Source organism: Corallincola luteus (genome assembly GCF_004336975.1).
Taxonomy (GTDB): domain Bacteria; phylum Pseudomonadota; class Gammaproteobacteria; order Enterobacterales; family Neiellaceae; genus Corallincola; species Corallincola holothuriorum.
The window spans coordinates 139,845-154,807 of the sequence record NZ_SJXE01000005.1 but is presented as its reverse complement, the minus strand read 5'-3'; the positions used below and the strand labels follow the sequence as shown (position 1 = coordinate 154,807).

Here is a 14,963-nt window from a genome sequence, read left to right as displayed (position 1 = left end):
TAGAGAGCAGCACCTGCATAGGTACTGCTCTCTCACTTTAAACCGCCGACAGTTGCAAAGCGTGTCGGGTTACCATTTACTGTAATCAAACAAAGCCCAAAGCTATCCCTATGAATCGAATTCTGACATTGCTACTCTGCGTCACCATCACGCTAGTATCCACTGGCTGCGGGTTCCGGCTGCGCGGAAGCTATGATATCCCCGCCAATATGACACAAGTACATATCGCCAGCTGGGACGAATACGCTGAGCTTACCCGCTTGGTCGAAGATAGACTCAAGGTAAACAGTGTTGAAATACTTAAAGATCCAAGTCAGGAACACCCGATATTGTTGCTGAAACGCGATCATCTGAATGAACGTAACCTCTCACTGTTTTCTGATGGTCAGGTCGCTGAATATCAGTTGATATACGGCTTTGAATTCGACCTGATTGAGCCCAATAAAGATCCTGTACAACACAACATAGAAGTGGTTCGCCAGTATCAAGATGACCCTAACCGGGCCTTGGCAAAAGAGAAAGAGAAACGGCTACTGGTCAGTGAGATGCGAGCGGAAGCTGCCGATCGTATTTTGCGTATTATCTCCTCCAGCCACAGTCGATAGCAGCTGCTGATGCAATGCTACCCGGAACAACTCCAAGCCAAGCTAGCGCAGAGGCTGCAGCCAATCTACATGATCTTTGGCGATGAGCCATTGCAAAAGCATGAGGCGATCGCAGAGATCCGGAAAGCCGCCGCCAAACTCGGTTTTGATAATGGCCAACGCTTCGTTGCTGGCAATGGCTTTGATTGGCAACAGCTCAACGCCGCCGGGGCGACAATGTCTCTGTTCTCACAGGGTGAACTGATAGAGTTAGAACTGCCTACTGCGGCACCGGGGCGTGATGGCGGGCAATGGCTACAACAGTATGTATCGCAACCAACGCCTGATCAGATCCTGATTGTTCATGGCCCCAGACTGGCCAAAGATAAACAGAAAGCCAAATGGTGCCAGGCACTACAAAGCGCGGCTCTCAGCATTACCGTCAACCCACTCAGTGGGCAGCAACTGCAACGCTGGCTAGAGGGACGTTGTCAGCGCCACCAAGCGGTTTTACAACCCGCAGCCAAGCTGTTTTTAATGGAGCAGTGCGAAGGCAACCTATTAGCGGCCGATCAAGAGCTACAAAAACTGGCTCTGCTCTATGGCAATACCCCAGTTTCACTGGAACAGCTGCAAGTCAGCTTAGGCAATCACGCCAGACATAATGTATTCCAGTTAAGTGATGCGTTGCTGGCCAATGATCTTCCCCGTTGTCTGAAGATTCTCGACAGTCTGCAGGGCGAAGGGTTGGAGCCCGTGATAATTAGTTGGGCACTAAGTAAAGAGGTGCTATTGCTGCAAAAAGTGGCTGAACTCCCCTCCGGAGATAGTCGAGGCATGATGCGTTTAGGGATCTGGCAACAGCGTCAGCCGCTGTTTCAGCAGGCGCTAAAACGTCTCTCGGCGGAGCAGATAAGGCAGATGGTCAATCGCTGCGCTGAGCTCGACCAGGGGCTCAAAGGCGGAACCATACAGCACCCTTGGACGTGGCTGGCCCACCTTTGCTTGATGTTTAGTCAACCATGGCAACAAGAACCGCTGTTTATCAGTGATGCCGAATTAGCACAATGATCGCCACGCTAGGAGCGATTAAGTGATGACAACGGGTTTGCTTGATTACCGTTTTACCCTTTAGCCTCGCTGGCAAGCCCCAAACGACGCCCCACACATCCGCCGCTCACCCCAGAACTTAACCGCCTTACCATCCGGTGATATGGGCGAACAACCAAAGCAGACTAAAGTACTCGGTGCCGGATACCACCGGCCATTATCGCCGCCAGTGAACGACATCAACTTATATCTCGCGTGAAGATTCTATCTAGCCACCTGCTCATGGTATGATCAGCGATTATTTTGCCAAAACCTCGACGAGAAACTGACTTTGCAAGCTGAAGAACTAACAAAATTTGTATTAGACAAAATTGATGATATGAAAGGACGCGACGTTCTGGTCCTTGATGTTAAAGGCCTGAGCACTATCACTGACACCATGATCATCGCTTCTGGTAACTCTAAACGTCACGTTCAGTCGATTGCTGAAAATGTGGCGACCGAAGCCAAACATGCCGGTATGAAACCGCTAGGCGTCGAAGGACAAAGTGAAGGCGAATGGGTTTTAGTGGATCTGGGTGAATTAGTGCTGCACGTGATGCAGGAAAAAGCCCGCGATTTCTATCAACTGGAAAAGCTTTGGGGCCGTAACGGCGAATGAAGCTGCAGTTGGTCGCCGTCGGTAGCCGAATGCCAGGTTGGGTAGAACAGGGCTTTAACGAATACGCCCGTCGTTTTCCCCGCGAGATGGCATTCGAACTGATCGAAGTACCGGCAGGTAAGCGTGGCAAAAACGCCGACATTGCTCGGATCCTCGAACGTGAAGGGGAGCAAATGCTTGCCGCTGTCGGCAAAGGTAACCGTATCGTCACCCTTGAGGTGACTGGCAAAGATTGGACAACGCCGCAACTGGCACAGCAGTTAGACCGCTGGAAGCTGGATGGTCGTGATGTCAGTCTACTGGTTGGCGGGCCGGAAGGCTTAGCTCCCGCCTGCATCGCCGCATCGGAACAGCGCTGGTCATTGTCCGCACTGACTCTCCCCCACCCCATGGTTCGCATTGTGCTCGCGGAAGCGCTATATCGCGCCTGGAGCGTAACAGCCAACCACCCTTACCATCGAGAGTAACCATCGATGATGAGAAGACGGGTAGCAATTCATGATGCGGTGGCAGAGGGGCGCCTGTTCTCTCGCCGAGCCATGGTGTCGTTATTCTCTGTTATCGTCCTACTGTTCGTGCTGATAGCCAATCTTTATCATCTGCAGATCAACTCATACAGCACTTACAAAACGCGCTCCAATGACAACCGTATCCGCCTACTACCGATAGCGCCCAATCGCGGCCTTATCTACGATAAAAACGGTGTGCTGTTAGCGGAAAACCGCCCCGTGTTCAGCTTAGAAATTGTCCCTGAAGAGGTAGATAATATTAAGCAAACCGTCACTGGCTTAGCCGAGCTGCTACCGATCACGGTCGAAGAGCAGGAAAAATTTCTCGAAAGTAGTCGCTTTAGCCGACGCTTCAAACGCATTCCGATCAAAGCTCGACTGAATGAGCAACAGGTCGCCATATTCAGCGTCAACCAACATCGTTTTCCCGGCGTCTATATTGAAGCCCGCCCTACCCGTTATTACCCTTATGGCGATGTGCTCACGCATGTGCTGGGGTTCGTCGCCAAGATCAACCGTAAAGACCTGCAACGTATCGAACAATCAGGCGATCTGGCTAACTATAAAGCCACCCGGGACATTGGTAAGCAGGGCATAGAAAAATATTACGAACGCTTCCTCCATGGTCAGGTCGGCTATCGCGAAGTGGAAGTAAATAACCGCGGGCGGATCTTACGCACCTTGAGCGTCCAGGAGCCAGTTGCGGGGCAGGATCTGTTCCTGAATATCGATATTAATCTACAGCTACTGGCACACCAGGCATTGGCTGGCTCCCGCGGTGCCATCGTGGTGATGGATGCCCGTGACGGTGCCGTGCTCGCCATGGTCAGCGCCCCGAGTTACGATCCCAACCTGTTTGTCCATGGGATCAGCAGCCGTGAATACCGTGAGCTGCTGGACTCGAAAGATCGACCACTGATCAACCGCGCCACCCAGGGAACTTACCCACCAGCCTCCACCATTAAGCCCCATTTGGCTCTGCTCGGGTTAGAAGAGTATATCGTCACCCCAACCACCCGCATCTGGGATCCCGGCTGGTACCAGCCGCAGAATGTGAATCGACGTTTTCGCGATTGGAAAAAGTGGGGGCATGGCTGGGTCGACATGGAACATGCCATCGGTCAGTCCTGTGATACCTATTACTACGAGTTAGCGCATAAGCTCGGTGTCGATAAGATCAGCGACTTTATGACCAAGTTCGGCTTCGGTGATTACAGTGGTATCGATATCCATGAAGAGAATCGCGGCACCATGCCATCCAGGGGCTGGAAACGCGCACGTTACAACCAACCGTGGTACTTAGGTGACACTATCTCGGTGGGTATCGGTCAGGGCTATTGGACCACGACGCCAATCCAGCTTGCTTCTGCAACTACTATTTTGGCCAATCGGGGTAAGCATTATAACCCTCGGATCTTAAAATCATTCCAAACACCAACCGGCACCTTGGCCGTCCCCAAGGACGAGCAGCCCCCCTTGGTTTTGAAGCAGGAAAGTAATTGGCAGCCCGTCATCGATGCCATGTATGGCGTTAACCACAAGATCAAAGGCACGGCATTTAAAGTGTTTGCTGACGCCTGGTACCAGTCGGCAGGTAAAACCGGTACGGCACAGGTGATCGGGATCGCCGATGATGCTGAGTATGACGCCGAGAAAATCGATGAAAGGCACCGCGACAATGCGATGTATATGGGCTTTGCACCGGTAAATGAGCCACGCATTGTGGTCGCGGTCGCCGTTGAGAATGCCGGCGGCGGTAGCTCAAATGCGGCGCCCATCGCCCGCCGCTTGATGGATTACTATATGAACAACACCTCCCTATTGCCTGAATTTAAGCCGGAGCTATAACCATGCTAGGCAGCGCTAACGAAACCCAGGGAGCCCAAAGTAAACAATCAATATGGTTTCGTATGCATATTGATATGCCGCTTTTAATTGGCCTCATGCTATTGATGGCCATAGGTCTACTGGTTATTTACAGTGCCGGGGGACAGGAAAAAGCCTTGGTGATACGCCAAGTCACCCGCCTAGGTATTGGATTAGTCGTGATGTTTATTGTCGCGCAGATTAACCCCTTGAGTTACCAGCGTTGGGCTCTGCCCGCCTTCACTTGCGGTATAGGGCTATTAGTCGCCGTATTAGTTTTTGGCCATGTAGGCAAAGGCGCACAGCGCTGGCTTGACCTGGGGGTGATGAAATTTCAGCCATCTGAGATCATGAAACTGGCGGTACCATTAATGGTCGCTTGGTTTATCTCCAGGCAACCACTGCCGCCACGTAAGCGCGATCTCACTGTCGGTGCCGTGCTAGTGCTTCTTCCCACGCTGCTTATTGCCAAACAACCCGATCTGGGCACCTCGCTACTGATCGCCGCTTCAGGGATATTCGTACTATTTTTGGCCGGTGCCAGCTGGCGCTTGATCAGCTTCTTTTTTGCCGCTATCGGTGCTTTCGTGCCCGTGCTCTGGTTCTTTCTCATGCATAACTACCAGCGCCAACGGGTACTCACTTTCCTCAACCCGGAAAGCGATCCTTTAGGCAGTGGCTACCACATCATTCAATCTAAGATCGCCATCGGCTCCGGCGGTTTATGGGGCAAGGGCTGGTGTCATGGTACGCAATCACAGTTGGAGTTTTTACCTGAGCGTCACACCGACTTTATTTTTGCTGTTTTCAGCGAAGAGTTTGGCCTCATGGGTGTACTGGCGCTATTAGCTATCTATCTATTTATAATTATTCGTGGCCTGATGATCGCCTCTCAAGCGCAACAGGCATTTAGCCGATTGCTGGCGGGGAGTATTGTCCTAACCTTCTTCGTTTATGTGTTTGTAAACATTGGTATGGTGTCAGGATTGCTCCCTGTGGTGGGTGTACCACTGCCTTTAGTGAGTTACGGTGGCACATCAATGGTGACTCTGATGGCAGGATTTGGCATTCTGATGGCTATTCATACACATCGGCGCCTTATTGCCACTTGACCGGAGTTGTCATTTTGTCCCTATACCGATCGTTTTGTTCCCTTGTTGGCGGCTTTTTTTTAAGCTTACCCGTTGCTGCTGCCGACACTCAGTTCGAAGAATTTACCCAGCGAATGGTTAGCAAACACCAGTTTGAAGCTGGCTATATCGAAAACGCATTAGCGGGTGCCAGTAAAAATCAAAAGATCCTCGATGCCATCGCTCGCCCCTGGGAAGCAAAACCTTGGTATCAATACCGTCCAATCTTTATTAAACAAACACGTATCGACCAAGGCGTTGAGTTCTGGCAAGAGAATCAGGCAGCACTGGAAAAAGCCGAAAAAGAGTTCGGGGTGCCAGCCGAGATCATTGTCGCCATTATTGGGGTCGAAACATTTTATGGTAAGCACAAAGGCGTTTACCCCGTTCTCGATGCACTCTACACCCTGGGATTCTACTATCCCAAACGCGCCAAATTCTTTCGCAGTGAACTAGAACAGTTCCTGATCTTAAGCCGCGAAGAGGGCTGGGAGATCACCCAACCAATGGGCTCCTATGCTGGCGCCATGGGCTTAGGTCAGTTCATCAGCTCAAGCTACCGCCATTACGCGATCGACTTTGATGGTGACGGCAAGCGCGATCTGTTCAACAACACCACCGATGCTATCGGCAGTGTCGCCAACTATTTTTCAGAGCATGGCTGGAAATCTGGCGAGGCCGTCACCTATGCCACCAGTGTGTCTGGAGAAAAGTATCAAGCGTTGCTAGAAAAGGCGCTAAAGCCCAGGCATCAACCCGCAGAATTGGCTAGTCACGGAGTCGAACTGCCAAAAACCACACTTCCTGCGCCGGTCAAATTGTTAAAGTTTGAGTTGGAAGAGGGTCACGAGTATTGGATCGCGTTACATAACTTCTATGTCATCACGCGCTATAACCATAGCCCCTTGTACGCCATGGCCGTTTATCAACTCAGCCAAGAGATCGCAAAAGCAAAGGCCAAATAAGGTGAAACTAAAAACATGGCATGGTGCCATCGTCTTAGTACTTAGTAGCCTGCTACTGCCTGGATGTGGCAGTAGCAGCGGCCAACGTTATCAAATAGCCAACGATCACACGCCCAGCTCACCGCCGGATCTGGATGCCATCAGCGACCCTGTGCCGCGTTATGAGCCGAAGAGCCGCCAGGGCAATATGAAAAAATATACCGTGCGTGGCAAACAATATCAGGTGATGGACAGCGCTGATGGCTTTAGCGCTGAAGGCGAAGCTTCTTGGTACGGCGCTAAGTTTCACGGTCACTTGACCTCCAACGGTGAAATTTATGACATGTACAGCCTCAGTGCCGCCCATAAATCGTTACCACTACCGACTTATGTCCGCGTAACGAATCTGAAAAATGAGCGGCAGGTGATCGTACGGGTTAACGATCGTGGCCCGTTCCACGGTGGCCGTATCATTGATCTCTCGTATGCCGCGGCCTACAAGTTAGACATGCTCAAATCAGGCACTGCGCAGGTGAAAATTGAAGCTATAACGCTCACTGAAGATAGCTCAGAGCCAGTCAACCCAGATCCAATCGAGCCCTACTTTGTGCAAGTGTTGGTCACTGGCAACGAAGGCAAAGCGAACCAATTAGCCAGCCAACTGTCAGACCAGTTTAACGTTGGTAGCCTGACCCTAGAAAAAGATGGTCTACATAAATTACGTCTCGGACCACTAAACAATGTTCAGCAAGCAGAAGCGCTACTGGCAAAATTAAGAGCGGAGGCATTTCCTAATGCCTTTCTTATTCGGCCAAACGAGTGAGTTATCTCAGATTTGAGTTAACTTTCTGATATAGTAGCCAACATTCATGGGGTATCCCCCGAACAAGGATTAACAACACAAGTCGTCATCATGGGAAAAATCAAAAAACTCTCCTCTCGTCTGCTTATTTCCGCCACATTAGTTACTGTGGGTCTTTTTTCTGTCGCGAACGCGGCACCTGCGGTTGTGCCTAAAGCGCCAGATGTTGCAGCCAAAGGCTACCTGTTGATGGATTACCATTCAGGCGCAGTGTTAGTTGAAAGTAACGCAGATGAGATCTTAGCGCCCGCCAGCCTGACCAAGATGATGACCAGTTATATCATCGGCCGTGAGATCGCCAGCGGCAATATCTCGCCAGACGATAAAGTACTGATCAGTGAAAATGCTTGGGCGAAGAACTTCCCCGATTCATCAAAGATGTTTATCGAGGTTAACACCTACGTCAAAGTCTCGGATCTTAATCGCGGTATCATCATCCAATCAGGTAACGATGCGTGTGTCGCTATGTCAGAGCACATTGCCGGCTCCGAAGACGCCTTCGCCGGACTGATGAACTCTTATGCTGAACAACTCGGTATGGGTAGCAGCCATTTTATGAACAGTCATGGCCTGCACCATGAAGATCACTACACTACCGCACGGGACATGGCGACCCTGGCGCAAGCCTTGATCCGCGATGTACCAGAAGAGTACGCGATCTACGCCGAGAAAGAGTTCACCTACAACGGCATCAAGCAGTACAACCGCAACTCCCTGCTGTGGGATAAAAGCATGAATGTGGACGGCATTAAAACTGGCCACACCTCGAAAGCGGGATACAGCCTTGTCACCTCGGGTACCAAAGATGGTATGCGCTTGATCTCGGTCGTAATGGGTACAAACAGCGAGCAAGCCCGTAAAGCAGAAAGCAAAAAGCTGCTGAATTATGGTTTCCGTTTCTTTGAAACTGTCACCGCGAAAAAAGCGGGAGACGCGATCGTCAATCAACGTATCTGGTACGGTAGCCAAGAAAACGTCGAGTTGGGTGTATTGGATGATGTCGTAGTTACCATTCCCCGCGGCCAGGCTGATAAGCTCAGCGCTGATTTCGGTTTAGAACGCCCACTAGAAGCACCACTCAGCAAAGGCGAACAGGTCGGCAGCATTCAATTTAGCCTAGATGGCAAAGTAGTTGCTGAATACCCCCTCGTTGCCCTGCAGGATATTGAAGAAGGCGGATGGTTCAGCAAACTCGTCGACTACCTAACACAGTTAGTGATGAGCTGGTTTGAATAACCCGTTTTAAAACCAACTAAGCCACCGTTAACGGTGGCTTTTTTGTGGCCTTAGCGGCTACAACGGCCGCCGCGACGCCATCATCAGCAAGACAGCACCCCAAAGCAAGATGGCGATCTTAGTCACAAAACTTGATTGCGCAATTGCTAACCACTAATATAGCCGCCCTTAGAAAACCTGTTCCGAGCAGCAGATACGGGGTGCGAGCGATAATGAAAGTCAATTTTGATGAACTGGTCGAGTTTCCTTCAGTTTTTCCATTCAAAGTAATGGGGTTAGCGGATCCGAAATTGCCAGAGCGCGTTGTTAGTGCGGTACAGAAACATGCCCCCGGTGATTACACCACAACGGTTCGCCCTAGCAGCAAAGGCAACTATCACGCGGTTTCTATCCGCGTCACGGTCACCAGCCAAACCCATATCGAAGCATTATATAGAGCACTCGGTGAGATCGAAGGCGTTAAGCACGTCCTCTAATACCCCTACGTTTGCTGGCTGGTATTTGCCCCTCCAGCCAGTATAATGCCTGCAGTTCAACGCAGGCAGTTGCAATTTGAATAACCCATCTCTTATCGTCCGTCAGTTAGGCCAACGCCCATACCAGCAAACCTGGGATGCGATGCGTGACTTTACTGATCACCGCAGCGCCGACACCACTGACGAGATCTGGCTGGTAGAACACCCGCCAGTATTTACTCAGGGGCAGGCAGGCAAGGCAGAACACCTGCTGGCGCCCGGTGACATCCCGGTGATTAAGGTAGACAGAGGGGGTCAGGTTACCTACCACGGCCCAGGGCAGCTGGTTGCCTATATCCTACTGGATCTGCGCAGGAAAAAGCTGGGGGTACGTGAACTCGTTACCCAGATAGAACAAGCCATCGTCAATACACTCAAGCAGTATGATATCGATGCCTATCCCAAGGCCGATGCGCCGGGTGTATACGTTAGTGGCGATAAGATCGCATCCCTCGGGTTGCGGATCCGCAAAGGTTGTTCGTTCCATGGATTGGCGCTAAACGTCAATATGGATCTATCACCGTTCCAGCGCATCAACCCCTGTGGTTATGCTGGACTGCTGATGACCCAGGTCGCCGACTTAGGTGGCACGGATAACATAGATGAATTGCAGCCAGTGCTGATTAACGCATTAGCTGACGAGCTGGGCTTAACCGCCGAGCAGATAGAAGTCATAGACGAGTCAGATAAAACTTATGAGTGAAAAACCACGTCGCCTCGAAGCCGGAGTAAAACTCCGTGATGCCGATAAAATGGCGCTCATTCCAGTCAAAGTGATCCCGACTGAGAAAGAAGAGATGCTGCGCAAGCCACCTTGGATGAAGGTAAAGCTCCCCGCATCCAGTCAACGCATCGAAGAGATAAAAGGCGCAATGCGCGCCCATGGCCTGCACTCCGTATGTGAAGAAGCTGCCTGCCCTAACCTGCCGGAATGCTTTAACCACGGTACCGCCACCTTTATGATCATGGGAGCTATCTGCACACGGCGCTGCCCATTCTGCGATGTTGGCCACGGCAAACCGTTGCCTTTAGATCCAGAAGAGCCGAAAAAACTGGCGGAAACCATCCGCGACATGAAACTAAAGTACGTCGTAATCACCTCGGTTGACCGCGACGACCTGCGTGACGGTGGTGCCCAGCATTTTGCCGATTGCGTGCGTGAAATTCGCGCCCTCAGCCCACAGATAAAAATTGAGATTTTGGTGCCAGACTTCCGCGGCCGGATGGATCGTGCGCTGGAAGCACTGGCAACAGCGCCACCAGATGTGTTCAATCACAATCTAGAAACCGCACCACGCCTATACAAGCAAGCGCGTCCCGGTGCGGATTATCAGTGGTCGTTAACTCTATTGAAGCGCTTTGGTGAGATGTTCCCTAATGTACCAACCAAATCAGGTCTGATGGTGGGTTTAGGCGAAACCAACGAAGAGATCCTTGAAGTAATGACGGATCTGCGGGCGCACAACGCCACGATGCTGACCATCGGCCAGTATCTGCAACCTAGCCGCCATCACTTGCGGGTAGAACGCTACGTCCATCCTGATGAGTTCAGCATGTTCCGTGAAAAAGCCGATGATATGGGCTTCGACCACGCCGCATGTGGCCCATTAGTACGCTCCAGCTACCACGCTGACCGCCAGGCAGCCGGTGAAGAGGTGAAGTAAGCCTTCGCTGTTGCGTGATTGAATAGCAAAAGCCCCGTCAAATGATGGGGCTTTTTGTTTACTGACGAAAGCGTGCCTAACCTAAGCCGATATCGTCGATAAAATGAGAAGACTCAGAAAATTGGTCGAGTGGCACACCTGATTGTTCAGAGGTCAACTCCATCACCCGAGCCAAAACATCACCTCTTTGCCAAAGCTTCTCATTCGATGATGTCACGTAAGGGATGAAATCCTTCAGATACTGATATTTTTGCGGGATAGTATCCCTAAAGCACTGCGCAATCAGTGCAGCAACCATCATGTAAATAACGCCAACGACACCGCTCAGCGGCAAAGAGGTATTCCATAAATACAAGGTTCCTGCCAGTAACACTGGGAACAACCAAAACAGCGTCATTCTGACTTTTGGATTGATTTCCAAGGGACTCAAATCCGCGTCACCCAGTGCTTTAGACAATTGCCGCCAAACAGACTTGATATCGATATCGCCAGCTAGAAACGCCTTCATTTCCGAATCAGGGCGCAACAGCTCCCGCCGCGCCCCGAGGGACTTCATCATCACTTGTCGAACATGATAAAAACCATGCTGTGACGGGCAAAACGAGGATTCAGCTGTTCGTAGACGCTTATAAATATAATCAGTAAGCATGGCAGGCGTGGTAATACTTCCTGCCGCCTCATCCGGTATTGCTATACCAAATTCATCTTCACATGCAATCACCAGCTCAACAGCATCTAACCCCATACATACTTCCTCGTCATATTTCGATCCCTGAAGACAGCGGTATTCTCCTAAACAGCTCTACAAACACGTTAGTTTTCTATGGAATAGGCACAAATCATCACCTTCGCGCACGCTTCGCTTAACACACCGGAAATGCCAATACGACATTCAGCCTATCTGCTTCGCTAATAGCAACGACAAGTCCGTTACATGTTTTCAGTACGCTCAACAATGCACTCATAGGAGCCCATCTCAAACTCGCGACAGATCCAGGGGCGATTGTCGTAGATGGTGCACATCAAGGTTTCACGATCTAACGCGGAACACCAACCGTCAGCTAGACGCAGCATGGTTTCGCTACCAAACTGATCAACCGAAATATGCTCAGCAGGAACACCCGTGTCGGTGATTAGCATCACTTCTAAACGACAGCAGCAAGCCTGGCAATTGGCACAGGTGATCTCAGGCTCAGCTATATTTTTAATCTTTATCGTCACGTCTATCTGCACTCAATTCAGTTACCGCATCATACGCCAAATAGCGCAACCATGAGCAAAGGTTTGCTACACCGCGCCAGCGCTTATCGCCCCACGGGCTGCATCGTGTGCCTAGTTGCAAAACAAAGTGTCACTTTAACTATCGAATTATTTCAGTTGGTTATCACCATCATACCGGCTTAACAACCCCGACCTTGGTCTAATAGGAGAAAGCTTGACCAAGCAATCGGTGTGAATGACACTCAAGGGATAATTATTAAACAGCATGGACAGCAAAACATGTTTATCTTCTTTATCTGTATCGCGTTACTACTCTTGGCATACAAGTTCTATAGCCCCTTTGTAGAACAGCAGGCGGGTATTGATATCAACGCCAAAACACCCCAGTCACGATTTAGTGATGGGGTTGATTACGTGCCCGTACACCCAGTGAAAGCCTACCTGATCCAGTTCCTCAACGTGGCTGGGGTTGGGCCAATTTTTGGCCCTATTCTCGGCGCGCTTTATGGACCTATCGCCTTAGTATGGATTGTGTTGGGCAATATTATTGGTGGTGCCGTACATGACTATTTCTCTGGTGTATTGAGTATTAAAGAGGAAGGTAAGAGCTTACCGGAAATTGCCGGACACTATTTTAACGTCTATTTCAAAGGCGTCATGCTGCTGTTTACGGCAATGCTACTGTTTTTTGTAGGTGTCGTATTCATCATGAGCCCAGCCGGCCTGCTGAGTAACCTGGAGTTTTTTGAAGGTACGATATTTGCCAACAACACCTTCTGGGTATTAGTCATTCTGGGGTACTATTTTTTAGCCACCCTACTCCCCATCGACAAGATCATCACCAAGCTTTACCCCCTGTTTGGGTTACTGATGATCGTAATGACCGTTTCTATTGCAGCCGCACTGCTGATCAGCGCCCCGCAACTGCCGGAGGTGGGTGACATCTTTGCTTACTTCGATCACAGCCACTACAACAGCGATCTACTTGAGCCCAATCCCGATGGCCTACCCGTCTGGCCACTGCTTTTTGTCACCATCACCTGCGGGGCCATTAGCGGCTTTCATTCAACACAGGCACCGATCATGGCTCGCTGCCTAACCAATGAGAAATATGTTCGCCCGGTCTATTACGGCGCAATGATGTCGGAAGGGCTCGTCGCGTGTGTTTGGGCAACGGCGGGCATCGCTGCTTTCCCAGGTGGCTACGTTGAACTGAAGAGCATTCTGGACGCAGGAGGTCCCGGTTTAGTAGTGAATCAAGTGGCGACCAGCTACCTAGGGGTTGCTGGTGGTGTGATGGCAATTATCGCCGTGGCAGTCTTTCCTATTACCTCTGGCGATACTGCGTTCCGCTCACTGCGTCTAACCATCATTGATGCGTTTAAGATCCCACAAAGCATTCGCAATCGACTGCTGCTAGCCTTACCTATCCTGATCATCGCCTACTTTATGACTAAAATTGATTTCTCGCTGATCTGGCGCTATTTCGCGTTCTCAAACATGCTGCTTTCCACCAGCGTATTGTGGCTGGCGACTAAGTATCTATTCGACCGAAACGCATTCCACTGGATTGTCAGCTTGCCTGCAATCGTCGGCACCTGTGTCACCGTCTCTTACATCTTAACGGCAGGTATCGGCCTTGGATTACCGCAATCGATGAGTCAACCCGCAGGGATCGCGACTGGCGTGATCTGCTTAACGGCTCTGATATTCCTAAACAAAAGAAGAGAGCTGCCAGCGGTGCCTTAGAAGCTAAGTGACCGATAGCAAAACATGAAAAAGGCGCTGAATTAGCGCCTTTTTCAATGACTGAGATGGAGTGACTTGTCAGTGGCTCCGGTACCCATGGAAACGGATAGTGTGGTGCACTAATTCAAACGAAAAGACACCGAACCATACAACCCCGTAACAATATCTACTGTACCATCGTCTTTAGTTATCAATCGGAAGCCATTAAATGCCTGAAGGTAGTTGTCAGGCACAAACGCTCTTATATCACCAAGATCAGATGGATACTCACCATGCTTTTGATGATAAATGGCGATCAATTCCATGGTAACGTCATAAGCTTGATGAATATTCTTGCCAAGCATCATCATCCTATCAATAGCATAACGCTGTTCATCGCTGCGGCGGCAAGCATAGAGGTCGATCTGTTTATACCCCTGCCTGGCACTTTGCAGCAGCCCTTGTTCTTCAAGTTGCCGAGATTTATCGAGTATCACTCTGACTTGGTCAATCTCCAGACAATCCGTTTCAGTAAGAGAAAGAAAATAGATCGCACAAACCGGCCCTGCCGAGACAAATATAAAAAAGGTAATTAGAAGGGCAATTTTCATTTTTTCATACTTATATAGAACTCAAGTTAGACATGGCAAAGATATCGCTGAACAGGTCTATTTCTCAACGGACTGGAGGATTTACGAGGGGATCCTCCAGCGCCGCAATCTAGCGAACCCCCTCATAATCCCTAGGAAATTCATAAAAGTAGAAGCGCACTCCGTGGTTTGATCTAATTTATTTCGCCAAAAACTAATCCTATCTCACCCTGCACGGAGGCGATCGGGATGCACAAAGTTCAAATCCTACACCAAATGCTTGTACAACTGCGACGCTTGGCTAGCCCCCATTAGACTAGCGCTTCTTATTTCTATCCGGTGCAGAGTAAACAGCACAAAACCGAAGTCAATTAGCTGGATTTTCGGGTGGGTGTCCCCTGAG

General features: G+C 50.2%; 16 protein-coding genes. 13 read left to right on the top strand and 3 right to left on the bottom strand.

Annotated elements, in window-relative coordinates:
• Window positions 1–110: 110 nt before the first annotated feature.
• The 12 genes from EZV61_RS11780 to lipA all read left to right on the top strand — a co-directional run bounded on the left by EZV61_RS11780 (window position 111) and on the right by lipA (window position 11,021).
• Window positions 111–605: an LPS-assembly lipoprotein LptE gene (locus EZV61_RS11780; RefSeq protein ID WP_114338943.1), complete on the top strand. Its 495-nt coding sequence runs from the start codon at window positions 111–113 to the stop codon at window positions 603–605.
• Between the two features lie 9 nt (window positions 606–614).
• Window positions 615–1,655 carry a DNA polymerase III subunit delta gene (gene holA / locus EZV61_RS11775; RefSeq protein ID WP_131415805.1) on the top strand — a complete coding sequence of 347 codons (1,041 nt, stop codon included), beginning with the start codon at window positions 615–617 and terminating at the stop codon, window positions 1,653–1,655.
• 310 nt (window positions 1,656–1,965) lie between these two features.
• Complete coding sequence (gene rsfS, locus EZV61_RS11770; protein WP_130567281.1) at window positions 1,966–2,295, top strand: ribosome silencing factor; 330 nt, start codon at window positions 1,966–1,968, stop codon at window positions 2,293–2,295.
• Window positions 2,292–2,762, top strand: a complete 471-nt coding sequence (rlmH, locus tag EZV61_RS11765; protein WP_114338940.1) for a 23S rRNA (pseudouridine(1915)-N(3))-methyltransferase RlmH — start codon at window positions 2,292–2,294, stop codon at window positions 2,760–2,762. The genes rsfS and rlmH overlap by 4 nt, the downstream gene beginning before the upstream one ends.
• Window positions 2,763–2,768: 6 nt before the next feature.
• The gene (gene mrdA, locus EZV61_RS11760) at window positions 2,769–4,652 is read left to right on the top strand and encodes a penicillin-binding protein 2 (protein ID WP_131415803.1); all 1,884 of its coding nucleotides are present in this window, start codon (window positions 2,769–2,771) and stop codon (window positions 4,650–4,652) included.
• A 2-nt stretch (window positions 4,653–4,654) separates the two neighbouring features.
• Complete coding sequence (rodA, locus tag EZV61_RS11755) at window positions 4,655–5,782, top strand: rod shape-determining protein RodA (protein ID WP_114338938.1); 1,128 nt, start codon at window positions 4,655–4,657, stop codon at window positions 5,780–5,782.
• A gap of 14 nt (window positions 5,783–5,796) precedes the next feature.
• The gene (mltB, locus tag EZV61_RS11750; RefSeq protein WP_131415801.1) at window positions 5,797–6,765 is read left to right on the top strand and encodes a lytic murein transglycosylase B; all 969 of its coding nucleotides are present in this window, start codon (window positions 5,797–5,799) and stop codon (window positions 6,763–6,765) included.
• A 1-nt stretch (window position 6,766) separates the two neighbouring features.
• A complete protein-coding gene (locus EZV61_RS11745) occupies window positions 6,767–7,567 on the top strand; it encodes a septal ring lytic transglycosylase RlpA family protein (RefSeq protein WP_240695198.1) in 801 nt (266 codons plus the stop codon).
• Between the two features lie 90 nt (window positions 7,568–7,657).
• A complete protein-coding gene (locus EZV61_RS11740) occupies window positions 7,658–8,842 on the top strand; it encodes a serine hydrolase (RefSeq protein ID WP_131415797.1) in 1,185 nt (394 codons plus the stop codon).
• Window positions 8,843–9,051: 209 nt separating this feature from the next.
• Window positions 9,052–9,318, top strand: coding sequence for a DUF493 family protein YbeD (gene ybeD / locus EZV61_RS11735; protein WP_240695203.1), 267 nt, complete (start codon window positions 9,052–9,054; stop codon window positions 9,316–9,318).
• A 76-nt stretch (window positions 9,319–9,394) separates the two neighbouring features.
• Window positions 9,395–10,060, top strand: coding sequence for a lipoyl(octanoyl) transferase LipB (lipB, locus tag EZV61_RS11730; protein ID WP_131415793.1), 666 nt, complete (start codon window positions 9,395–9,397; stop codon window positions 10,058–10,060).
• A complete protein-coding gene (lipA, locus tag EZV61_RS11725; RefSeq protein WP_114338932.1) occupies window positions 10,053–11,021 on the top strand; it encodes a lipoyl synthase in 969 nt (322 codons plus the stop codon). The genes lipB and lipA overlap by 8 nt, the downstream gene beginning before the upstream one ends.
• Before the next feature lie 76 nt (window positions 11,022–11,097).
• Here the strand turns inward: lipA and EZV61_RS19680 are convergent, their stop codons facing one another.
• The gene (locus tag EZV61_RS19680; RefSeq protein WP_338068545.1) at window positions 11,098–11,766 is read right to left on the bottom strand and encodes an acyl carrier protein; all 669 of its coding nucleotides are present in this window, start codon (window positions 11,764–11,766) and stop codon (window positions 11,098–11,100) included.
• A 185-nt stretch (window positions 11,767–11,951) separates the two neighbouring features.
• Window positions 11,952–12,242: a YkgJ family cysteine cluster protein gene (locus tag EZV61_RS11715; RefSeq protein ID WP_114338931.1), complete on the bottom strand. Its 291-nt coding sequence runs from the start codon at window positions 12,240–12,242 to the stop codon at window positions 11,952–11,954.
• A gap of 279 nt (window positions 12,243–12,521) precedes the next feature.
• Here EZV61_RS11715 and EZV61_RS11710 point away from each other — a divergent pair, with 279 nt between their 5' ends.
• A complete protein-coding gene (locus tag EZV61_RS11710; RefSeq protein WP_131415935.1) occupies window positions 12,522–13,991 on the top strand; it encodes a carbon starvation CstA family protein in 1,470 nt (489 codons plus the stop codon).
• 119 nt (window positions 13,992–14,110) lie between these two features.
• Here EZV61_RS11710 and EZV61_RS11705 read toward each other — a convergent pair whose 3' ends face one another.
• On the bottom strand, window positions 14,111–14,581 hold the full coding sequence (locus EZV61_RS11705) for a hypothetical protein (protein ID WP_131415791.1): 471 nt from the start codon (window positions 14,579–14,581) through the stop codon (window positions 14,111–14,113).
• Between the last annotated feature and the right edge of the window lie 382 nt (window positions 14,582–14,963).